This window comes from Bowdeniella nasicola (assembly GCF_001907295.1).
In the GTDB taxonomy this organism is placed as follows: Bacteria; Actinomycetota; Actinomycetes; order Actinomycetales; family Actinomycetaceae; genus Bowdeniella; species Bowdeniella nasicola.
In genome coordinates, this window is record NZ_MQVR01000009.1 from 1 (window position 1) to 21,129 (window position 21,129).

The 21,129-nt window shown below is 65.8% G+C and carries 24 protein-coding genes and 3 pseudogenes; 15 read left to right on the plus strand and 12 right to left on the minus strand.

Annotation, left to right across the window (positions count from 1 at the left end; genetic code table 11):
* Positions 1-101: 101 nt before the first annotated feature.
* From BSZ39_RS14790 to BSZ39_RS02570, 8 genes and pseudogenes are all read left to right on the plus strand, one after another.
* Positions 102-401, plus strand: a pseudogene (locus tag BSZ39_RS14790) (pyridoxamine 5'-phosphate oxidase family protein); the annotation flags it as partial.
* 301 nt (positions 402-702) lie between these two features.
* A pseudogene (locus tag BSZ39_RS14500) lies at positions 703-1,491 on the plus strand (metal ABC transporter substrate-binding protein).
* Positions 1,492-1,493: 2 nt separating this feature from the next.
* Complete coding sequence (locus BSZ39_RS14795) at positions 1,494-2,027, plus strand: metal ABC transporter ATP-binding protein (protein ID WP_281247108.1); 534 nt, start codon at positions 1,494-1,496, stop codon at positions 2,025-2,027.
* Positions 1,942-2,283 (plus strand): metal ABC transporter ATP-binding protein, encoded by a 342-nt coding sequence (locus BSZ39_RS14510; protein ID WP_281247110.1) that lies wholly within the window; start codon positions 1,942-1,944, stop codon positions 2,281-2,283. Before BSZ39_RS14795 ends, BSZ39_RS14510 begins: the two co-directional genes overlap by 86 nt.
* Entirely contained in the window at positions 2,280-3,215 is a 936-nt protein-coding gene (locus BSZ39_RS02555) for a metal ABC transporter permease (RefSeq protein ID WP_073715827.1), read from the plus strand. Before BSZ39_RS14510 ends, BSZ39_RS02555 begins: the two co-directional genes overlap by 4 nt.
* Positions 3,212-4,099, plus strand: a complete 888-nt coding sequence (locus BSZ39_RS02560; protein ID WP_073715828.1) for a metal ABC transporter permease — start codon at positions 3,212-3,214, stop codon at positions 4,097-4,099. The genes BSZ39_RS02555 and BSZ39_RS02560 overlap by 4 nt, the downstream gene beginning before the upstream one ends.
* Positions 4,100-4,125: 26 nt before the next feature.
* Positions 4,126-4,209 (plus strand): annotated as a pseudogene (locus tag BSZ39_RS14970) (hypothetical protein); the annotation flags it as partial.
* 55 nt (positions 4,210-4,264) lie between these two features.
* A complete protein-coding gene (locus BSZ39_RS02570; protein WP_073715829.1) occupies positions 4,265-4,801 on the plus strand; it encodes a metal-dependent transcriptional regulator in 537 nt (178 codons plus the stop codon).
* A 3-nt stretch (positions 4,802-4,804) separates the two neighbouring features.
* On the opposite strand, the gene BSZ39_RS02575 is transcribed toward BSZ39_RS02570, so the two are convergent.
* Both BSZ39_RS02575 and BSZ39_RS02580 read right to left on the minus strand, forming a co-directional pair.
* Positions 4,805-5,482 carry a metal-dependent transcriptional regulator gene (locus tag BSZ39_RS02575; RefSeq protein ID WP_073715830.1) on the minus strand — a complete coding sequence of 226 codons (678 nt, stop codon included), beginning with the start codon at positions 5,480-5,482 and terminating at the stop codon, positions 4,805-4,807.
* A 320-nt stretch (positions 5,483-5,802) separates the two neighbouring features.
* Positions 5,803-6,102: an ArsR/SmtB family transcription factor gene (locus BSZ39_RS02580; protein ID WP_073715831.1), complete on the minus strand. Its 300-nt coding sequence runs from the start codon at positions 6,100-6,102 to the stop codon at positions 5,803-5,805.
* A gap of 279 nt (positions 6,103-6,381) precedes the next feature.
* Here BSZ39_RS02580 and BSZ39_RS02585 point away from each other — a divergent pair, with 279 nt between their 5' ends.
* Positions 6,382-6,801, plus strand: a complete 420-nt coding sequence (locus BSZ39_RS02585) for a CBS domain-containing protein (protein ID WP_073715832.1) — start codon at positions 6,382-6,384, stop codon at positions 6,799-6,801.
* 3 nt (positions 6,802-6,804) lie between these two features.
* On the opposite strand, the gene BSZ39_RS02590 is transcribed toward BSZ39_RS02585, so the two are convergent.
* The 3 genes from BSZ39_RS02590 to BSZ39_RS02600 are packed head-to-tail and all read right to left on the minus strand — an operon-like array spanning position 6,805 to position 9,127.
* Positions 6,805-6,999, minus strand: a complete 195-nt coding sequence (locus BSZ39_RS02590) for a hypothetical protein (protein ID WP_073715833.1) — start codon at positions 6,997-6,999, stop codon at positions 6,805-6,807.
* Positions 7,000-7,001: 2 nt separating this feature from the next.
* Positions 7,002-8,498, minus strand: coding sequence for a DUF1846 domain-containing protein (locus tag BSZ39_RS02595; RefSeq protein WP_073715834.1), 1,497 nt, complete (start codon positions 8,496-8,498; stop codon positions 7,002-7,004).
* A 29-nt stretch (positions 8,499-8,527) separates the two neighbouring features.
* Positions 8,528-9,127: a hypothetical protein gene (locus BSZ39_RS02600; RefSeq protein WP_073715835.1), complete on the minus strand. Its 600-nt coding sequence runs from the start codon at positions 9,125-9,127 to the stop codon at positions 8,528-8,530.
* A gap of 125 nt (positions 9,128-9,252) precedes the next feature.
* Between BSZ39_RS02600 and BSZ39_RS02605 the strand changes: the two genes are divergently transcribed.
* A complete protein-coding gene (locus BSZ39_RS02605; protein ID WP_281247109.1) occupies positions 9,253-10,116 on the plus strand; it encodes an SDR family oxidoreductase in 864 nt (287 codons plus the stop codon).
* On the opposite strand, the gene BSZ39_RS02610 is transcribed toward BSZ39_RS02605, so the two are convergent.
* Positions 10,113-10,679 (minus strand): NADPH-dependent FMN reductase, encoded by a 567-nt coding sequence (locus BSZ39_RS02610; protein WP_073715837.1) that lies wholly within the window; start codon positions 10,677-10,679, stop codon positions 10,113-10,115. The genes BSZ39_RS02605 and BSZ39_RS02610 overlap by 4 nt on opposite strands.
* A 57-nt stretch (positions 10,680-10,736) precedes the next feature.
* Between BSZ39_RS02610 and BSZ39_RS02615 the strand changes: the two genes are divergently transcribed.
* The 3 genes from BSZ39_RS02615 to BSZ39_RS02625 all read left to right on the plus strand — a co-directional run bounded on the left by BSZ39_RS02615 (position 10,737) and on the right by BSZ39_RS02625 (position 13,474).
* Complete coding sequence (locus tag BSZ39_RS02615; protein ID WP_158025075.1) at positions 10,737-11,348, plus strand: rhomboid family intramembrane serine protease; 612 nt, start codon at positions 10,737-10,739, stop codon at positions 11,346-11,348.
* 90 nt (positions 11,349-11,438) lie between these two features.
* Positions 11,439-12,683 (plus strand): NRAMP family divalent metal transporter, encoded by a 1,245-nt coding sequence (locus tag BSZ39_RS02620; RefSeq protein ID WP_073715839.1) that lies wholly within the window; start codon positions 11,439-11,441, stop codon positions 12,681-12,683.
* A gap of 2 nt (positions 12,684-12,685) precedes the next feature.
* Positions 12,686-13,474, plus strand: coding sequence for a putative hydro-lyase (locus BSZ39_RS02625; RefSeq protein ID WP_073715840.1), 789 nt, complete (start codon positions 12,686-12,688; stop codon positions 13,472-13,474).
* Here the strand turns inward: BSZ39_RS02625 and BSZ39_RS02630 are convergent.
* Genes BSZ39_RS02630 through BSZ39_RS02640 form a run of 3 tightly spaced genes read right to left on the minus strand, consistent with a single transcriptional unit; the run spans position 13,464 to position 17,550 of the window.
* Positions 13,464-15,215 (minus strand): acetyl/propionyl/methylcrotonyl-CoA carboxylase subunit alpha, encoded by a 1,752-nt coding sequence (locus BSZ39_RS02630; protein WP_073715841.1) that lies wholly within the window; start codon positions 15,213-15,215, stop codon positions 13,464-13,466. The two genes, BSZ39_RS02625 and BSZ39_RS02630, sit on opposite strands and share 11 nt — an antisense overlap.
* Positions 15,212-16,798, minus strand: a complete 1,587-nt coding sequence (locus tag BSZ39_RS02635; protein ID WP_073715842.1) for a 5-oxoprolinase subunit B/C family protein — start codon at positions 16,796-16,798, stop codon at positions 15,212-15,214. Before BSZ39_RS02635 ends, BSZ39_RS02630 begins: the two co-directional genes overlap by 4 nt.
* Complete coding sequence (locus tag BSZ39_RS02640; RefSeq protein WP_073715843.1) at positions 16,795-17,550, minus strand: LamB/YcsF family protein; 756 nt, start codon at positions 17,548-17,550, stop codon at positions 16,795-16,797. The genes BSZ39_RS02635 and BSZ39_RS02640 overlap by 4 nt, the downstream gene beginning before the upstream one ends.
* A 65-nt stretch (positions 17,551-17,615) precedes the next feature.
* Here BSZ39_RS02640 and BSZ39_RS02645 point away from each other — a divergent pair, with 65 nt between their 5' ends.
* Entirely contained in the window at positions 17,616-18,113 is a 498-nt protein-coding gene (locus BSZ39_RS02645; RefSeq protein ID WP_073715844.1) for a flavin reductase family protein, read from the plus strand.
* Here the strand turns inward: BSZ39_RS02645 and BSZ39_RS02650 are convergent.
* Positions 18,097-19,053 carry a TolB-like translocation protein gene (locus tag BSZ39_RS02650; RefSeq protein WP_073715845.1) on the minus strand — a complete coding sequence of 319 codons (957 nt, stop codon included), beginning with the start codon at positions 19,051-19,053 and terminating at the stop codon, positions 18,097-18,099. The genes BSZ39_RS02645 and BSZ39_RS02650 overlap by 17 nt on opposite strands.
* A gap of 58 nt (positions 19,054-19,111) precedes the next feature.
* Here BSZ39_RS02650 and BSZ39_RS02655 point away from each other — a divergent pair, with 58 nt between their 5' ends.
* A complete protein-coding gene (locus tag BSZ39_RS02655) occupies positions 19,112-19,576 on the plus strand; it encodes a tRNA (cytidine(34)-2'-O)-methyltransferase (protein ID WP_073715846.1) in 465 nt (154 codons plus the stop codon).
* Here BSZ39_RS02655 and BSZ39_RS02660 read toward each other — a convergent pair.
* Together BSZ39_RS02660 and deoD are read right to left on the minus strand one after the other, a co-directional pair.
* Positions 19,573-20,388, minus strand: a complete 816-nt coding sequence (locus BSZ39_RS02660; protein WP_073715847.1) for a TrmH family RNA methyltransferase — start codon at positions 20,386-20,388, stop codon at positions 19,573-19,575. The two genes, BSZ39_RS02655 and BSZ39_RS02660, sit on opposite strands and share 4 nt — an antisense overlap.
* Entirely contained in the window at positions 20,388-21,095 is a 708-nt protein-coding gene (gene deoD, locus BSZ39_RS02665) for a purine-nucleoside phosphorylase (protein ID WP_073715848.1), read from the minus strand. The genes BSZ39_RS02660 and deoD overlap by 1 nt, the downstream gene beginning before the upstream one ends.
* Between the last annotated feature and the right edge of the window lie 34 nt (positions 21,096-21,129).

Here is a 21,129-nt window from a genome sequence, read left to right on the forward strand (position 1 = left end):
AAACAAGCACTCGCCCAACTCGCAGCCGCCTACCCAGACCGTATCAACCCCTACTTGTAACCAATCAACTTACACAAAAAACTTGACAGGCCCGGCCGAAGCGGTCGCTGCGGGCGTGGGACGATCGCACGCTGATCTACAACGAGAACACCGCCGGGCGGCACCTGGCGAACATTCGAGCTGGCTCGCCCGCCGCAGTCGCGGTAATCGACCGGGAAACCCTCGACGGCTACCGGTTCGTGGGAACACCCCAGGTGCATGACGCAGGCGAGGTGTTCGACGCGGCAGTCGCCTTCGCCGCCGAGCGCGGCATGCAAACCCCGACCGCAGCCGTCCTCATCCACCTCCAAGAGGTCCACGCGCTCGCCCCGGGCGGCACTGCCGGAACGAGGATCGCATGAGTGCCGCAACCGACACCGTCTTGGACGATGCCGGGGTGAGCAACGATCACCACCCGGAACGGGTGCAGGTCGTCTCCACCGACGACGATGGCCGCAGCTGGCAAGGTCGCCCCGGTCAGTACCATCCCCGACCCTGCCGAGCTCAATCTCGACGAACTCGACCTCCCGTAGGACGACCCCGACCGACTCTGAGCATCGACACGGCCCGGTGGCAGCAGGAGATGGCACACCGTGACAAGCATCTCGCGCAGTTCCCCGGCCTGCCCGGTGCGATCCGTGCCGTCCACGACCGGTCGCGAACATCGCCCACGACGCGGAAGTGACCACGATGGTCGGCCCCGGCGGCGACCCGCACACCTGCCAGCCCTCCACCAAGGACATCGAGACGATCCAGAACGCCGACGTGGTGCTGTGGAACGGCCTCCACCTGGAGGCGCAGATGATCGATCAGCTCGAAAGCCTCGGCGACAAGCAGCTTGCCTTGGGCGACGCGCTCCCCGAGGATCTGCTGCTGTCCTGGCCGGAGACCGATGACGAGGGCAACCCGCTGCACGACCCGCACGTGTGGAACAGTCCCGAGGCGTGGTCGCTCGTGGTCGGCTACGTCGCCGACAAGCTGGGCGAGATCGACCCCGGGAACGCCGAGGAGTACTAGGCGAACGCCGACGCGTATCTCGGGGAGATCGAGGCGGCCGCCGCCGAGGCCGAGGAACTGCTGGCCAGCGTCCCGGCCCCGCGCATCCTGATCACCGGACACGACGCGTTCAACTACTTCGGCGACACCTATGATCTGGACGTCTACGCCACCGCCTTCGTCTCCACCGAGGCGGCCCTCAGCGCCGAAGAGTTTTCGGAGCTCGCGAAGCTGATTGCGGACAATCAGGTGCCGGTGATCTTCCAGGACAACCAGGCCAACCCGCAGGCGATCACCAGCCTGCGCGAAGCCATCCGCGCGCTCGGCTGGGAGGTCGAGATCTCCGACCAAGAGCTCTACGCCGACTCCCTCGGCGCAGATGCCGGCGTGGATACCTACCTCGGCGTGTTCACCCACAACGCGAAGGCCGTCGCCGACGCCCTCGGAACGGAGTAGGCATGACCGCGCCCGTAACCGACCGCGCCACCGTGATCGACCCGAACGCCGCGCTCGCGTGCGCCACCGAGAACCTCTCGGTGGCGTACCGGGCAGAGCCCGTGCTGCGCGGGGTGAACTTCCGGGTGCCGAAAGGCGTCGTGATGGGGATCGTCGGCCCGAACGGGGCCGGCAAGTCCACCCTCATCAAAGCGATGCTCGGCCTCGTGAAACCCCTCACCGGAACGAGCACCTTCTTCGGACAGTCCCTCGCCAAGGAGCGCAAGCGAGTGGGGTACATGCCGCAGTCCACCAGCGTGGACTGGGACTTCCCGACCACGGTTCTGGACGTGGTCACGATGGGCACCTACGGCGCACTCGGCTGGGTACGCCGGCCCGGGAAGACCGAGCGCGCCCGCGCCCCTCGCGGCGCTGGAGCAGACTGGCATCCCCGATCTCGCCGACCGGCAGATCGGGGAGCTCTCCGGTGGGCAGCGGAAGCGGGTGTTCCTTGCCCGCACCCTCGTGCAAGCGCCCGAGCTGTACTTCATGGATGAGCCGTTCCAGGGTATCGACGCGAAGAGCCAGCAGGCGATCGTCACCGTTCTGCACGCTCTCCGTCAGCATGGCAAGACCGTCGTCATCGTGCACCACGACCTTGCGACCGTGCGGGACTACTGCGACCACGTCACGCTGCTGAACCGCCGCATCGTCGCCTCCGGCCCCGCGGAGGAGTCGTTCACGAAGGACAATATCCGCACCGCGTACGAGGTCACCGCGGACGACGACGCGTTCCTCGAGTTCGCGTCATGAGCCTGATCGAGTTTTTCGGCAACCACACCTATCGGATGGTGTTCTTCGGCGCCATGACCATCGGGCTGGTCGCCGGCGCGCTGGGGAGTTTCGCGTATCTGCGCAAGCAGTCCCTCATCAGCGACGTCATCTCCCACGCTGCCCTACCTGGCACGTTGCTGGCGTTCCTCACCGCCGCCGTCGTGCTCGGCACCGATGGACGCAACATGATCGGGCTCATCATCGGCGCGGTCGTCGTCGGCACGATCGCGGTGCTGTTTGCCAACGGCGTCACCCGTACCTCGAAGATCCGCATCGACACGGCGATGGCCGTCTCACTCGCGATTTTCTTCGGCGCTGGGATGCTGCTCATGCGGATCATCGCCAACGGTGCGTTCCCCGGCAAGGGCGGCATCCAGGACTACCTGTTCGGCAACGCCTCCGTGATCACGATCGCCGACCTGACCACAAGCATCACCGTTGGCGCTCTCGCGCTAGTGCTGATGCTGGTGTTCTGGAAGGAGTTCGCGCTGCGCACCTTCGACCCTGACCACTCCACCGTGCTCGGGTTCCGGGCGCGCACCATCGACACGCTCATGTTCACCGCGATCGTGATCGCCACCGTGATCGGCGTGAAGGCCGTGGGTCTGGTCCTCATGGTCACGTTCGTCGTCACCCCGCCCGCGGCCGCCCGCCAGTGGACGCGCACGCTTCCCGGCATGGTGGCCCTCTCGGCGGTGTTCGGAGCGGCGGGTAGCGGTACCGGCGCCTACCTGTCGATCGTGCTCGGCAAGGTGCCCACCGGACCGCTGATCGTGCTTACCCTGTTCGCGATCTTCCTGGTCTCGCTGCTGGCCTCGCCCAGGCGCAGCGTCATCACCCGCATCGTCACTCGCAGCCGTGCCCGGGCCGCACTGAAACGCGAGCTCATCCTGGAAGGAGCGGCCAGATGAGCTTCGTGCTCGGCACTACCCTCCTCGCCGTCGTCACCGCCCTGGCCTGCGCCCTGCCGGGCACCTTCGTCGTGCTGCGGAAGAACTCGATGCTCGTCGACGCGATCAGCCACGCTGTGCTCCCCGGCATCGTCGTCGGCTACTTCTTCACCCACAACCTCGACTCGCCTCTGCTGATCATCGGCGCCGCCCTCGCCGGCCTTGTCGTCGTGCTCGGCAGCGAATGGCTCACCCGCACCGGCCTGCTCACCGGCGACGCCCCCCAAGGGCTGATCTTCCCCGCACTGTTCAGCGCCGGGGTGATCCTGGTGACCCTGAACTTCGCCAACGTCCACCTCGACACCCACGCCGTCCTCGTCGGCGGCCTCAACCTCGCCGCCTGGGATCAACTCGTCATCGGCGGCACCTCCTGGGGGCCGTCCTACCTGTATGTGATGCTCGCCGTGCTCGCCCTGAACGTCGTCTTCCTCGGCCTGTTCTACTCCAAGCTCAAGGTCACCACCTTCGACGCCCAGTTCGCCACCAGCCTTGGCATCCGCACCGGCCTGGTGAACACCGCGTTCATGTTCCTCGTCTCGGTCACCGTCACTGCCGCGTTCAACGCCGCCGGCGCGATCCTCGTCATCGCGCTGATGATCGTGCCGCCCGCCACCGCGTACCTGCTCAGCAGGTCTCTGCCGGTCATGATCGCCCTCACCGCGATTATCGCCGTTGCCGGCGCACTGGCAGGGTTCTGGATCGCGTATGTGCTCAACGCTGCGACCAGCGCGGGCATGGCCGTGTTCTACGGGCTCGTATTTGTAACCGTGCTCGCCGCCACCCGGCTGACACAACGTGCACGGCAACGAGAGAAGCGACGCACCCCGGCGGTGGCGCCCGCCTGACCGGGGCCCGGGCGGGAGGGAAGCGCATGCGCGAGACGACGGCGACGCAGTACCTCAAGACGATCTGGTGCCTCGAAGAACGCGGATTTACCCGCGTGGGCGTCACGACTCTCACGGAACGCCTCCGCAAGTCACCAGCGACCGTCTCGCAAGCCGTCCAATCCCTTGTCGCGACAGGCCCTGATCACCCACGAACGCTACGGTCCCATAGCCCTCACCCCTCCTGGACGCAGGGGCGCGGTCGCCGCGATCCGTCAGGAGCGCATCGCCCGCGCGTTCCTCCACCAGGTGCTCTCCTGGCCGTGGCCGAACGTCGGCGAGGAAGCCGCAACGCTCAGCCCCGCTCTCAACGACGAGCTCGCCGAACGGATGCACCGCACCGCAGGAGCATCGGGCGCAGACCCGTATGGGCACCCCATCCCCGACCAGCAGGGAAACATCGCACGGATCAGTGACCGTCCACTCAGCAGCTTCGCTGCGCCCATAAACGTCAGGGTCACTCGCGTCGATGACCACGACACGCGCATCCTCGAACGGCTCCATACGCTCGGGCTCATCCCTCACGCAGCGGTTCAGATCAGCAGCCTCGACAAAGCCACCGGCGTCATCACCCTGACCACACTGTGCGGTCCCACGAGCATCGGACTGGGCAGCGCCGAACACATCGCCGCGATCGCCGCACCCTCGACGCGTACGCCCTGACGGCTACGAGACCGGCGTCACCCACACCGCATCTGTCGCCGACCGACCCAACGACAACGGTGCCTCACCCTCCTCGGTCACCACCTCGATGGTGTCCGAATAGGGGGCGGCCGGTCGCGTCTCCAGCACAGTCCCGTACCCGACACCATGATCCGCGAAGAACTGCAGCAACTGCGAGTCCTCGTCCGAGATCCGCTCGACACGAACCCGCCGCCCTGCCTCCAGCCCCGTCAACAACACCGCATCAGGCCTGGAGACCGTGCCGTCCGCGCCGGGGATCGGATCCCCATGCGGGTCGCGGTCAGGATGCCCGAGATGCTCATCGATTCGGTCGATCATGAAGTCCGACACCGCGTGCTCCAGCGTCTCCGCCTCATCGTGCACCTGATCCCATCGGTACCCAAGCACCTCCACCAGAAACGCCTCGATCAGCCGGTGCCGACGCACCATCGCGACCGCGTGCGCCCGCCCAGTCTCGGTCAACGTCACTGCGCCATACGGGGTGTGCTCCAACAAGCCCTGATCGGTCAGCTTCCTGACCGCGTCCGACGCCGTCGACAGCTTCACCCCCGTCCTCGCAGCTACTGTCGACGCTGTCACTGGCTCATCAGACCACTCCCCAAGGCTCCACACCGCCTTGAGGTAGTTTTGACTACTCGCTGAAAGAGCTGAAACCGTCACGCGAAGAGAGTACCAAACATCAAAATACGATGCGCCGAACTTTCGGTCCGCTCCGGAGATTCCTTTGGCAGCCGTGACTGGCCCGAGAGCTCATTATCTCCTCCACACGTCTGGCAATAAGAGCGCGGGCCGCGCGCTGCGCGCGCACCTGACCCCCGAGATCGCCCCTCCCGTGACGGTCTCGGGGAGGGGCCGTCGTGGTGATGACCATCCGGGTCATGTCGTCCGGCAAGGGCTATGAGTACCTTCTGAAATCGGTCGTCGTTGGTGACGGCGACTGGGAGACGAGTAGCCCGCTGACCCGCTGGGGGAGTAGGTGATTAGATCGCGGGGAGGAACCGCGTGACCATCGCCGCGATGTTGGGTGCGGCCGAGTAATAGATCCAGTTGCCACGACGCTCACGGTTCACGAGCTTTGCCTCATGCAAAACCTTGAGGTGGTGGCTCACCGTGGGCTGTGTGAGATCAAAATGTGCGGCGACTTCGTTGACGCACGACTCTTGATTCTCCGCGGCAAGGATCACCGACAAGATACGCAGGCGCACGGGATCGCCGAGGGCCCGATGGCACGCTGCAAGGTCAGCGGCTTTGGCAGCGCTAAGGGGAAAAGTGTCTGGCATTTATATAGCTTGGTAGCTTTGGAAAAACCGCACAACCGCAGAGATTTGAGTGATATGCGACAAAATACATAGATGTCTATATTGGCGAAGGTCACAGAGTTCTGGCAGGGTGATTGTGGCGGTTGACCATTGAGCTGTTCTGGCAAGCTTTTGGCTCTGGTATCAATACCGCCGCGGTCCATCCTGGGGACTCCAGAACCTCAGGACAACATGGCCCGCGGCCCGACGCACCCCGAGTGCGTCGGGCATCTTGCTCGATATCCGTGTTAGGTTCGACACATGCGAGTTGACAACATCATCCAGAAGAAGGGCACCGAGGTCGTTACCCTGTCGTCCGAGTCTTCGATCTCCACGCTGCTCGCCACGCTGGCTAAGCATTCGATCGGCGCTGTCGTCGTCGTCGACGGCGATAAAGTCGTGGGAATCGTCTCCGAACGCGATGTCGTTCGACACCTGGCCGACACCGAAAGTGTCGAGGGCCAGATCTCATCCATCATGAGCCGCGACCTTCAGACCTGCGGACGCGACGATGACATCCGGCATCTCGCCGCGAAGATGACCGAACGGCGGATCCGTCACCTGCCGGTCATGGACGGCGATGAGCTCGTCGCCATCGTCTCCATCGGAGACGTCGTGAAGTCCCGGCTCGATGACCTCGAGGCCGAACGCGATCACCTGCACGACTACGTGCACGGATAAGTCTTAGTAGACGATCTCGGCGCGCTGCCCGACAAGACAGACGTGGTAGCGCGACGCGTCATCATAGTGCGCGTTCGCTTTATCTAGCGCGGCGTACGCCTCGAAATCATTCGTCCCACAATGATGCTCGACGACGGTGCACTCTTCGTCCTTGTTGTAGACGAACAGGACCTGGGAGCGGAGAGTAAACAGGTCCACGGCTAGCGTTTTCGGTACAGGCTCTTGACCTGGAAGACGGGCTCGCTCGTGACATTGACTCCGAGGTTACGGAAAATGCCTTCATCGACCGACCCCAAGATGGTCGTCGTGTGCACCTCGCATCCGCGCAGGTTCTTCAGCTCCGCCAGAGCGCGGCTCGCATAGGGGGAGGAATCCGCCGAGACCGACAGGGCGATGAGGACCTCATCGGTATGCAACCGCGGGTTCCGGCTGCCCAGGTGCTCCGTCTTGAGCGTCTGGATCGGCTTGATCGACTCTGGCGCGAGCAACTGGACTTCATCATCGATGCCAGCGAGGACCTTCAACGCGTTAAGCAGCATCGCTGCGGAGCATCCGAGAAGCGGCGTCGTCTTTCCCGTGACGATCGTGCCATCGGCGAGTTGCGCGGCGGAGGCCGGGCCCTTCGTGCGCCGAGCAACCTCGAGGGCGGGCGGTACGACGGCACGATCCGTGCCCGATACGCCCACCTTGCTCATCAGGAGGGCGATCCTGTCCGAGATCGTCGAGTCGAGTTCGTCGCGGCGTTCGGCAACGAGCGCCTTGTAGTAGCGTCGGATGATCTCCTGCGTCGCGGCCTCACGGCAGACGACATCGTCGCTAATGCAACTGCCGACCATGTTGACGCCCATGTCCGTCGGGGACTGGTAGGGGCAGGAGCCGGAAATCTCATCGAGCAGGACCTTCAGCAGGGGGAAGACCTCGGCGTCGCGGTTGTAGGAGACTGCCTGCACGCCGTAGGCGGCCAGGTGGAAGGGGTCGATCAGGCTGACGTCGTCGAGATCGGCGGTGGCCGCCTCATAGGCGAGATTGACGGGATGGTTGATCGGCAGGTCCCAGATCGGGAAGGTTTCGAATTTGGCGTACCCGGACTGAATGCCGCGTTGGTGGTCGTGGTAGATCTGCGACAGGCACGTGGCGAGCTTGCCGGAGCCGGCGCCGGGTGCGGTAACGATGACGAGGTCGCGGCTGGTCTCGATATTGTCGTTGCGGCCAAAGCCCGCTTTCGACACGACCGTTCGGGTGTCGGCCGGATACCCCTTGATCGTGCGGTGCCGCGAGACCTTCAGACCGAGCCGTTCCAGGCGTGTGCGGAAAGCGCGCGCCACGGGATTGTTTTCATCGAGCTGGGTCAGCACGACGTTTTCGACGAGGAAACCGCGTTCGCGAAAGACGTCGATCAGCCGCAGCGCTTCGTCTTCGTAGGGGATACCAAGGTCGGAGCGGAACTTCTTCGCCTGCAGGTTCTTCGCGTTGATGACGACGACGATCTCGATCTCGTCTACGAGCTGCTGGAGCATCGCGATCTTGTTATCCGGGGTGAAGCCCGGCAGCACCCGCGAGGCGTGCATATCGTCGAAGAGTTTGCCGCCCATCTCGAGGTAGAGTTTGCCGCCGATCGTTTGGCGGCGAGCGGCGATTTGCTGAGACTGGAGTTCGATATAGCGGGCTCGGTCAAAACCAATGGCATGGGGCGGCACGGCTAAGAGTCTAGTGGATAGTCTCCGGCTCAGTGGGGAAGTTCTGGAGGCGAGGCTGGCCCCGCGAGGCTTTCCGGCAACTGGGGGTGGTGCGGGGCGCGCACGATCGCCCACAGGTAAAAGATCAGTTCGGCGAGCTCGGAGGTCAGCTGCCAGCGGATGCTGCCCTGAGTGGAGCGTCCGACGATCTCGATGACCTGGTCGGCAACGACGGAGCAGTAGTCGATCGCTCCCCAGGCCCAATAGTGGATACCGCTGGGGGAAGCGAGGTAGAAGCCGAGCGGGGAAATCGCGAGGGCGCCGCCTTCGCCGCGAACCCAGCGTGGCTGCATCGCCCGTTCGGCGGCCTTTTTCCGCCGGGCGTTACACACCGCCTGACCCGCCATGACGCCTGCGGTCAGGGCGAGGCCAATCTTGCCCGTGCCAAGGAACAGCCCCCGGCTCTTCGCGTAGCTGCCATCGGAGGTGGCGACGAAGGCGCGCAGCTCATAGGACGACATCGCGATGATCCGCTCGGTCGCGGGGTCGCCCTGCATGGCGAAGGGGACTCGCACCATCGGCAGTTCCTCACCCGCCATGACCCGGCCGACGAGGGCGCGAAGCGCGGCAAGGCGTGGCGTCTCGTCCATCGCGGCTCCTTTCTGGTCGGCTGCATCTTTCCTATCATCCGTGATCGGGCCGACGCGCGCGCCTGCTCGGTCCGTGTTTGGGTAGACGTATGAGCACCCACGACCAGTTGACGTTCCAAAATCCTGTGACCCGCTACGAAAGCATTACACCGCCGAAGCAGCATCAAGAAGAACCCGGGCTCGACGCGGAGCTCACACCGACAGCCGACCGCGGCGAGGAGACCTACCGGGGGACCGGCCGCCTGCAGGGGCGCAAGGCCCTCATCACGGGCGGGGATTCCGGGATCGGTGCCGCCGTCGCGATCGCGTTCGCGCGCGAAGGCGCCGACGTGGCCATCGGGTACCTCCCGGCCGAAGAGGTCGATGCGCACCGGGTCAAGGAACTCATCGAGGCGGAGGGCCGCACCTGCGTTCTCATCCCCGAGGATCTGTCGACCAAGGAGGCGTGCGAACGCCTCGTCGCCGCAGCGGTCGAGGGACTCGGCGGCCTGGATGCCCTGGTGAACAATGCCGGCAAGCAGATCGCCATCGAGGACTTCGCCGACCTGAGTGACGAGCAGGTCACACAGACCTTCGACGTCAACATCATCGCGATGTTCCGGACCTGCCGGGCCGCACTTCCGCACCTGGCGCCGGGCTCGACGATCGTGAACTCGACGTCGATTCAGGCCTATTCGCCCTCCGACCACCTGCTCGACTATGCCGCGACCAAGGCCGCGATCAACAACTTCACGAAGGGCCTATCGCAGTCGCTCGCGCCGAAGGGCATCCGCGTGAATGCGGTCGCCCCGGGGCCGGTGTGGACGCCGCTGCAGGTTTCCGATGGGCAGCCGAAGGACGCGCTTCCCGAGTTCGGGAAGAACACGCCCCTCGGCCGCGCCGGTCAGCCGACCGAGATGGCGCCGTGCTATGTCTTTTTGACGTCGCCGGAGTCCAGCTACGTCGTCGGGGAGACCCTCAACGCGAACGGCGGGCAGGTCTCGCCTTAGGCCTGGGTATCGGCCTCGAACGGGCCGATCGCATCGGCGAGCGCCGCGACGAGCGCGTCGGCGGTCTCGTCGAAGGACTCGGGGAGCTCGAGCGTGCCGTCCTTGACGTAGCGCATCGCGAACGGGATCGCGACGACCGGGTGCACCGTCTTCATGTTGAGGGCGAACATCACTGGGGTCAGGGCATTGACCGCGCGCAGGCCGCCGGAGGCGCCGCCGTAGGAGACGAACCCGACGGGCTTGTCGTTCCACTCCTTAAACAGGTAGTCGATCGCGTTCTTCAGCGGAGCGGTGAACGCGAAGTTGTACTCCGGCATGACGAAGACGACGGCGTCCGCGCCCACCACGGTCGCGGCCCAGTTCTTCGTGTGCTCGTGCTGGTAGTCGCCGAAGCGCGGGTGGCGCGGCTCGTCAATGAGCGGGAGGTTGAGCTCCCGCAGGTCGACGGACTGCACCTCGAACGCCTCATGGTTTCCCGCGCGCTGCGCGAACCACTCCGCATAGTGGTGGCCAATCCGCGTGGGACGGGTGGAGGCGGCCACGATAAGAATCTTTTTTGTCATGTCACCAACCTAGCGCCAAATCGCCCGGTTACGCAGGAAGCGGGCACAATGGCTGCCGTGACGTATTCATCGGATCCGTATCCCGCCACGCCGCGCACGCCGTGGGCCCGCCGCCTCATCGCGCCCGCCGCCATCATCGTCGCGATGTGGGTGGTCTATATCGTTCAGGTCATCGTCGGCCCGGCCGGGTGGCGACACCTCGGCCTGCCGGCAGGACAGTGGGATCACCTGTGGGCTGTCGTCACCTCGCCGTTCCTGCACGGCGGCATCCTGCACCTGATCAACAACACGATCGCGTTCTTGTGGCTCGGGATGCTCACCGCGGTGGAAGGTCCCCGCAGGTTCTGGCTCGTCACGGCCATCTCGGCACTCACCGCGGGTATCGGCGTGATCGCGCTCAGCGCGCCCGGCTCGGTGACGATCGGGATGTCTGGCGTGATCTTCGGGTATTTCGGCTATCTGCTCGTGGCCGCGTTCGTCGAGCAAAACCGGCGACAAAAGGTCGCGCGGATCGCCGCCGTCACCGTGATTTTCCTGTGGTGGGGCACGTCGTTTTTCGCCGGACTCTTCCCGCGCGGCACGATGAGTTGGCAGGCGCATCTCTTCGGTGCCATCGGGGGAGCGATCGTCGCGGTTGTCGCGCAGCGGAAAGAAGCGCGCGGTGCCTAAGGTCTCGATTCGGCGACCATCTGGACAGATCGCCGGTTTTGCGCCATTCGTGGGCTAGAGTGTGACCAATCTGCCACGAAAGGACTTGCCATGTCGAGTCACGATTCGACAGCCGAGAACACCGCGGCTGTCCGCACCCCTAAGGCCACTGGCTCCGGCACCCTCCTCGGCGCCATCTTCCTTATGGCTACGTCCGCTATCGGACCCGGTTTCATCACCCAAACCACGAACTTTACGATCACTATGGGCGCGGCCTTCGCGGCCGCGATCCTCATCTCGATCCTCGTCGATATCGCCGTCCAGTTGAACGTCTGGCGCGTCATCGGCGTCTCCGCGAAGCGTTCGAACACCCTCGGCAACGAGGTCCTGCCGGGTCTTGGCTGGGCGATCGGCGGAATGGTCGCCCTCGGCGGCCTGGTCTTTAACGTCGGCAATATCGCCGGCGGCGGACTCGGCCTGAACGCACTGTTCGGGCTGGACGCGAAGATCGGTGGCCTCATCACCGCCGCGATCGCCATCGGCGTCTTCCTCTGGAAGGCCGCGGGCAAGGCCCTCGATACTCTCGTCATCGTTCTCGGCTTCATCATGATCATCCTCATGATCTACGTGACGGCCGTTTCCAGCCCGCCCTACGGCGAGGCCCTGAAGCAGACGGTGATTCCCGATCAGTGGAGCTTCGTCGCGGTCACCACCCTCATCGGCGGCACCGTCGGCGGCTACATCACCTACTCCGGTGCCCACCGCATGATCGACACGGGCATCACGGGCCCGGAGAATATCTCCCGCATTTCCCGCTCGTCCATAGTCTCGATCCTCGTCACAGGCGTCATGCGCTTCCTGCTCTTCCTCGCGATCCTCGGCGTCGTCTCCACCGGCGTGGACCTCACGAACGAGGAAAACCAGGCGGCCTCCGCCTTCCAGCACGCTGCCGGCACCCTCGGCCTGCGACTGTTCGGCATGATCCTGTGGGGCGCGGCGATCACGTCGGTCGTGGGCGCGGCGTTCACCTCCGTGTCGTTCCTGACGAAGCAGGGCGCCTCGGTGTGGACCCGCAATATCGTCACGGTCGCCTTCATCGTCGTCTCGTCGATAGTCTTCACGTTCCTCGGCAAGGCCCCGACGACGCTGCTCATCATCGCGGGCTCCGTCAACGGCCTCATCCTGCCCGTCGGTTTCGCGCTGATCCTATGGGTCGGCTGGCGCCGCCGCGACCTCATGAACGGCTACGTCTACCCGGTCTGGCTGCTCGTCATCGGAACCGTGACGTGGCTGCTGACGATCTACCTCGGCTGGCAGGCCCTCGGCGGCATCGCCAAGCTCTGGCAGGGCGGATAGTCATGAGTACGGATGTTGCCGCCCTGACGCCGGCGGAGGCGCGCGCCCGCTTCCGGGACGGACTGCACGTCCCGACGAGCGGGTGGTGCGCCGGCTATGCGCAGGCGAATCTCATCATCGTGCCGAAGGACTACGCCTTTGACACGTTGCTGTTCGCACAGCGCAACCCGAAGCCGTGCCCCATCCTCGGCGTGCTCGACGCCGGGGAAACGACGGGGCCGCTGCTGCGTGGCGGCGACATCCGCACCGACCTGCCCGCGTACACGGTCTACCGCGATGGCGAACTGGTCGAGACGGTCACGGACCTGAGCGAGCATTGGCGCGATGACCTCGTGACGTTCATCGTCGGGTGTTCCTTCACGTTCGAAGCGCCCCTGTTGCAGGCGGGGATCCCGATCGCGCATATCGACCAGGGCTGCAACGTGCCGATGTATCGCACGTCGATCCGTTGCGAGAGTGCCGGCCGGATGGCCGGTCCGATGGTCGTCTCAATGCGTCCGATCCCCGCGACGCGGGTGTCCGATGCCGTGCGCATCACGTCGCGCTATCCGGCCGTCCACGGCGCGCCCGTGCACGTCGGGGATCCGAGCCGGATCGGTATTTCGGACCTTTCGCGGCCGAATTTCGGGGAGCCCGTCACGGTTCCCGATGGCACGATCCCGGTGTTTTGGGCGTGCGGCGTCACCCCGCAGGCGGCCGTGATGGAGTCACGCCCGCCGATCGCGTTCGGACACGCGCCCGGGTGCATGCTCATCACGGACGCGGCCGATACCGACTACCTCATTCCGTAGCGAATTGCGCGAGCAGGTCGTCGAGCGCGACCTTATCGCCGACGGCGACCTTGAGGGATTCGATGGTGCCTGCCCGGTGGGCGGGCACCGGGGTCTCGGTTTTCATCGCCTCGAGTACGACGATGGGATCGCCCTGCTCGACCTCCTCACCATCGGAGACGAGCACCTTCAGCACGCTGCCGGCCATGGGGGAGCGTAGCTCGTCCGGGTTTGCCGTCTCCTCTTGCGCGGTCCCTTGGAGCGCCTCGAGCCCTGCGCCCCCGCCCCCGGAGACGAGGGCCCGCATGAATGCGGCCGGGACACCGAGTTTGGCGTTCTTCCCGTCGACCTCGATCATCATGCGGACGCGTTCTTGGCTCGGCACTGCCTGCCGGAAGGCCGGGTCGCCTTCGATGCGGGCGGCGAACTCGTTTTCGATCCAGGTCGTATAGACGCCAAGGCCCTCATCGCTCGTGAAGGCCTCTTCTTCCAAGACCGCGCGGTGGAACGGCAACACCGTCGTGATTCCGCGGATGCGCAGCTCTTTGAGGGCCCGACGGGCCCGCCGGATCGCGTGCTTGCGCGAGATGCCCGAAATGATGACTTTCGCGAGCATCGAGTCATAGCGGCCCGAGATGACCGAATCGGTGTGGACACCGGTATCGACGCGGATGCCAGGGCCCGTCGGTGGGTCGAACACGTCGACCGTGCCCGTCGCGGGTAGGAAGCCGCGGCCGACGTCCTCGGCGTTGATCCGGAATTCGAACGCGTGGCCGGTCGGCTCGACGTCGCCTGCCAGCGGGACGGGCTGGCCGTCGGCGATCTGCAACTGCGCGAGGACCATGTCGATGCCGGTGACCTCCTCGGTCACGGTATGTTCGACCTGGATGCGGGTGTTGACCTCCAAGAACGAGATCGTGCCGGAGGCACCGAGGAGGTATTCGACGGTGCCGACGCCGATATAGCCGGCCTCGCGGCAAATATCGCGCGCGGAGTTCACGATGAGGGACTTTTGTTCGTCCGTGAGGAACGGGGCGGGGGCCTCTTCGATGAGTTTTTGGTTGCGGCGCTGCAGCGAGCAATCGCGGGTGCCGAGCACGAACACGTTGCCGTGGCTGTCGGCGATGACCTGGGCTTCGACGTGGCGAGGCCGCTCGAGGAACTGTTCGAGATAGCACTCGCTACGTCCGAACGCGGCCTGGGATTCGCGCACCGCCGACTCGAAGGCCTCCTCGACATCGGCGAGCTTGTGCACGACGCGCATGCCGCGGCCGCCGCCGCCATAGGCTGCCTTGATCGCGATCGGGAAACCGAGCTCTTCGGCGATGGCGCGCGCCTCGCGCGAATCCGAGACGTTGCCGTCGCTGCCTTTGACGAGCGGCGCGCCGACCTTCTGGGCGATCTTTCGGGCCGCGACCTTATCGCCGAGCAGCTCGATCGTCTCAGGGTTCGGCCCGATCCAGGTCAGGCCCGCGTCGATCACGGCCTGGGCAACCTCGGCACGTTCGGCGAGGAAACCATAACCGGGATGGATAGCGTCGGCGCCACTGCGCTTCGCGATCGCGAGGATCTTGTCGACGTTGAGATAGGTGTCGGGGACCGCGTCGCCCTCGAGCGAATACGCTTCGTCGGCGACGCGCACATGCAGGGCCTCCGCGTCGGGGTCGGCGAAGATCGCGACGGAGGAAATCCCCGCCTCGGCGCAGGTGTGCGCGATGCGGACCGCGATCTCACCGCGGTTGGCGATCAGAACCTTCTTCATGAGTGGTCTCCTATGGCGTCGTCAGCGACGGAGGGCAGGTGGTAGAGGCGGAACCGGATCTTGGAGCCGGGCGGCAGTTGGGCGAGCACGTCGAGATCGTGATGGGGGACGACCCCAATCACGGGATAGCCACCGGTCACGGGATGGTCGCGCATGAACACGACGGGTTTGCCCTCGCGCGGGATCTGGATCGCGCCGGCAACGGTCCCTTCCGAGGGCAGTTCGCCGAGGTCGCGCGTCGTGAGGGGCTCGCCATCGAGCCGCAGCCCGATCCGGTTCGAAATATCAGTGACGGTCCACTCCTGGGACAGCAGCAGGTCGATCTGGTCGGGATCGAACCACTCGTCGCGCGGCCCCAAAATCACCGAGACCGACACGAGGTCGCGCGGCAGCGTCGGCGCATGCTTCGGATCGGAGACGAACGACGGCCACTGCGGGGCCCCCACCCGCACGACGTCGCCCGCGGCAAGGGGCGCCGGCCCTTCGCCCGAGAGGAGGTCACTCGAGGTCGAGCCGAGGACCTCGTCGGCCTCGATACCGCCTCGCACGGCGAGGTAAGAGCGCAGCCCGCGGCGCGGCGCACCGATCGCAAGGCGCTGGCCCGACAGCAGCGCGAACGGCCGGTTGATCTCCGGCGTGTACTCGCTGACGTCGCCGCCGAGCGGCTCGCCCGTGATCCGCAGCGGAACGTCAGCGCCCGCGACCCCGGCAACGAGGTCGCCGATCGCTTCAATCGTGAGGCCGCCCATGAGGTTTTCGATGACCGTGCCGCCCGTCGGATTCCCGACCAGGAGATTCGCGCGGCGCGCGCTACGCAAATCCATTGCGCCCGAAGCCGAGACCCCCAGGTCGGCAAAGCCGACGCGGCCCTGGTCCTGGAACAGCGACTGCAGGCCCGTTGCGACGACGCGAAACCCGTAGTCAACGGGCGGGGCCTCGCCTGTGGGGCGCTCGGCGAGCTGGATCAGTTCCGGCACCGCGCGATAACGCACGATATCGCCGGGGGCGATGAGCGAGGGGCGCTCGCGGGCGGTATCCCACATCGGCTCGGCGGTGCGGCCCAGCAACTGCCAGCCGCCCGGCGTGGCACGGGGATAGACGGCCGAGAAGTTCCCGGCGATCGCGACTGCGCCGGCGGGCACGGCCGTACGTGGGGAGGAGCGACGCTCAACGTCCAGCGAGTCGTTCTCTCCGACGCAGTAGACGAATCCCGGCGCGAACCCGCCGAACGCGGCGGTCCAGGCCTGCGAGGTGTGCGCCTGGATGACGGCCTCGCGGCTCATCCCGACGAGGCGGGCGACATCGTCGAGGTCTTCGCCGTCGTAGCAGACGTCGAGGGTGATCTCTTCGGAGTCTCGCGTGACTGGCCCGGTGACCTGTAGTTCGCGGACATGGCGCGCGAGCTCGATCGCGGCGACCGGCGAGATCGCCCGCACGAGCACGGTGCGCGCGGCGGCGAGGCATTCGAGCATGCCCGTGGGCTTCGAGGTGACGAGCTCCTGGTGGAGGGCGAGGACATCCTCGAGCGAATCGAGTTCGACGAGGAAGGCCAAATCCCCGCAGGGAACGATCGTGCGGTTCATGCGAAGGCTTTCAACTCGATGCCGGCGGCGGTCAGGGCCTCGCGGACCTGCTGGGCGAGCGAAACCGCGCTGGGCGTGTCGCCGTGGACGCAGATCGATTCGGCTTCGAACCGCACATCGGACCCATCGATCGCCTCGATGACGCCGTCGGCGACAAGCCTCACCATGCGTTCGGCCGCGACGTCCGGATCGGTAATGACGGCGCCCGCTTCGCGTCGGGAAACGAGCGTGCCCTCCGGCGTATAGGCCCGGTCCGCGAAGGCCTCCACGACGGGCCGCAGCCCCGCGCGGTCGGCAGTATCGAAAATGACCGAGTTCGGCAGGCACAGGATCGGCAGCGAATCGTCGAACTCCTTAAGCGCCGCAACGACGGCTTTCGCGTGCGCCTCGTGGGAGATGATGGCGTTATAGAGCGCACCGTGTGGCTTGACGTAGCGGATTGAGGTGCCCGCCTTCGCGGCAATCGCCGAGAGGGCACCCAGCTGGTAGAGCACGATATTCGTGAGGTTATTGGCGGGCACGTCGTGGAATACCCGACCGAAGTTCGCAAGGTCCTGATACGACACGTGGGCGCCGACCGCGACGGAGTTCTCGGCGGCAAGGCCCGTCGTCGTCCGCATCACGGAGGCATCGCCCGCGTGAAAACCGCAGGCGACGTTCGCGGAGGTGACGATGCGCATCATCGTCGCGTCATCTCCCATAGGCCAGTTACCAAAGGACTCGCCGGAATCGGAATTCAAATCGATGGGCATGATCGTCTCCTTGCGGATTTCTCGCGGGTTGTTCCATCGTAATCGGGCGATGAGACAATCGAGCCATGAGTGAGCTACGTGAGATTTTCCGAGCGATCTTCCGTCGACACGTTGCGGGCGTGAGCGTCATTACCTTCACGCTCGAAGGTGAACTGGGAGGCCTCACGGCAACATCGGTGATCTCGGTCGCTGCGGCTCCTCCGACGATCGCGTTCGCGGTCTCACGCCACTCCGGGGCCGGCCAGGCGATCAAGCGCGTCGAGCGTGTTGTCGTGAACTTCCTCGACGACGGCCAATCCGAACTCGCTGGCCGCTTTGCCTCACGCGGCACGCCGCGCTTCGATGTCGATTCCTATCACCTCACCGACGCTGGCCTACCGGTCCTGCAGGCCGCCTCCGGCTGGCTCGCCGCGCGCATCGTCGCGCGGCACGAGGTCGCGGATTCCTTCCTCGTTGTGGCCGAAGTCGAAAAGATCTGGGTCGATGAAGACGCCGAGGTACGGCCGCTGGTCTACCTCGACCGGCACTATCGCGAACTCGCGCCGATCACCAAAGAGACATAACCGCGCCGTCGGCGAGCCGCAGCCGCCACGCGCCGACCGCGCCCGAGTCGATCGCGCACATATCGCCCGCGATATTCCACTCCGCGTGGGCGGTCGCGCCCAGGCGCAAGCACGGGACGGAAAACAGTTCGTCGCCGTCGAGCGCCATCATGACGATGCGCCGCCCGGCGCGGTCGAAGGTGAGCATGTGGGCGGCATCGGGGGAGAAGCACCCAGGCACGACGTCTCGACGCTGCGGGCACGCCGTAGGCCCGTCGATGCCGTACCAGCGCGCCACCTGGCTGCCATCTGCCTGCTTGAAAGTCACCGCGACGCGGGTGCCGTCGGGTGTGAGGCGGGCGCTCGTCGGGGTATCGCTCGAGTCCAGGTCGATGGGCGTCGCTTCCTCGCTGTCGACGCGGTAGAACGCCGCGCGGCCCGTGCTCGGGGAGAATGCGAACACCGTTTGGCCGTCGGTCGCGGTCGTCGCCTGATAGTCGAGGGGAGCGGCCGCATCCAGGGGGTGCACGCCGGTCATCCAGTGCCGGAAATACAGCCCGCAGGTGCCGCGCCGCTCGTGGTGGGCGAGGTAGGTGACGCCGTCGTGGTGGACATGCAATAGGCGGTGGCTGATCCCGGCGCCGTGGGCGAGCAGGTGGAAGCCGTCGAGGCCCGCCGGAATCTGGGTCGCGACCATGTTGAGCAGCGAGAGCTGGCGCGCGGTCTTGGCGCCCCAGTCGTGTTCGACCACGATCGTGCGGTGGCCCGGGATATAGCGGCCCGTGCAATCCGATTCCAGCAGCGTGAGGATCCGGGGCTGGCCCTTGCGGCCGATCTCCAGGAGCTGGTGCGGGCTCGAGGGGGTGCGAAGGAGCACGCGCCCCTCCAAATCGATGTCGAGGACACGGGGAGTGCCGCCGACGGTCAGTGCCGCCATCGCTTCGGATGTGTCCTGCGTCATAGGGTGATTGTGTCATGAATATCTGGGGGCGACTGGGACCAATGTTCTAATAGGTCCCGTGTTCCACATCGTCTTTCACGAACCCCGGATTCCGGGAAACACCGGCGCCGCGATCCGCTTGGCCGCGTGTACGGGGGCGACGCTGCACCTGATTAAGCCGCTCGGTTTCGATTTTTCCGACGCGCACTTAAAACGCGCGGGGCTCGACTACCACGACCTGGCGGACCTCGTCATTCACGAGGATCTCGACGCGATGTTTGCGGCGCTGCCGGGCGCGCGCGTCTGGGCGTTTTCGGGTAAGTCGGAGAGCTACTACGGTGACGTGTCCTATGAGGCCGGGGACGTGCTGCTCTTTGGTTGCGAACCCACGGGGCTACCCGAGCAGGTGCTTACCGACGCGCGGCTCGCCGACGTCGTGCGGATCCCAATGATGGCGGGCCGTCGCAGCCTCAACCTCGCGAACTCTGCGTCGATTGCGATCTACGAAGCCTGGCGCCAGCACGGGTTTACCGGCGGCGTCTAGCGAGCGCGCAGCGCGTAGAACGCGACCGCGGCCGCGGCGGCCACGTTGAGGGAGTCCACGCCGTGAGCCATCGGGATTCGCACAACGTCATCGCACGCCGCGATCGTCGAGCGGGCGAGCCCATCGCCCTCGGTCCCGAGGACGACCGCGAGCTTGTCGTCGCCGCGCGCGGCGAGCTCGTCAATCGTCAGCGAGTCATCCGCGAGGGCAAGCGCCACGACGCGAAAGCCGAGCTCCCGCAATTGCGTAATCGCGCCGGGCCACGGGGAAATCCTCGTGAACGGCACTTGGAAGACCGTCCCCATCGAGACGCGTACGCTGCGCCGGTACAGCGGGTCGGCGCAGGAGGGCGTGACGAGGACGGCATCGAAGCCGAGGGCAGCCGCGGATCGGAAGGCCGCGCCGACGTTCGTGTGGTCGACGATGTCCTCGAGGATCGCGACGCGCCGCGCGCCCGCGAGCGTGTCCGCAAGTGAGGGGAGTCCCTGTCGGTGCATCGCGGCGAGCGCCCCGCGGTGGACGTGAAAGCCCGTGAGCGCGCGCAGCGCGTCGTCGCTGCCGAGGATCACCGGGATGTCTCCGCCATCGGGTGCGCCCGTCGCCGCCTCAATCGTCTCCGTCATCGACTCAAGCCAGCGGTCGGCCATGAGGAAGGAGCGCGGCCGGTAGCCGGCCGCGACGGCACGCTTGATGACCTGGGAAGACTCGGCCATGAACAGGCCGCGCTCGGTCTCGAGCTTCTTGCGCAGCGCAACGTCGGTCAGCCGCGTGTAGTCGGCGAGGTCGCCCGCCTCGCTGATCCGCAGCAGCACTAGCTGTGAGCGGCGGCAATCGCGAGCTTCAGCGCGGTGCCGAAGTTGGACTCGCGCTCTTCGGCACTCATGTCCTTCGAGCCGTCGAGCAGGTGGTCGGAGACGGTGAGGACCGTGAGGGCCTCGCGTCCGAACTCCGCGGCAATGCCGTACATTGCGGCGGCTTCCATGTCGACGCCGAGCACGCCGTAGTCGGCGAGCTTTTGGATCTGGCCCTCGATCGCGAGGTAGAAGTGGTCGCGCGAGATGATCGTGCCGACGTGAACGTTATCGGCGCCCTCGGCGGCGTCGACGGCTGCGCGGGCGAGGTTGAAGGAGGCGACGGCGGAGAAGTTCACGCCGGGGATGCGCTGCTGGTTCATGTTCGAATCCGTGTGGGCGCCCATCGCGACGATGACATCGCCGACGGAGACGTCGCGGGAGATACCGCCCGTCGTGCCGACGCGGATGACACGCTCGACGCCGTAGAACTTGAACAGTTCGGTGACGTAGATCGAGGCCGACGGCTGGCCCATTCCCGAACCCATGACGGACAGCGGCTTGCCGTTCACCGTGCCGGTGTAGGCGAGCATGCCCCGCACCTCGTTGACCAGTCGCGCGTCGGGCATGATCTGCTCGGCGATGCGCTTGGCACGCAGCGGGTCTCCGGGCATAAGGACGGCGGGGGCGAAATCTCCTGCTTCGGCAGAAATATGCGGCGTTGCCATGGGAATCTCCTTGTTGTGTCGGCTCCCGATAAGC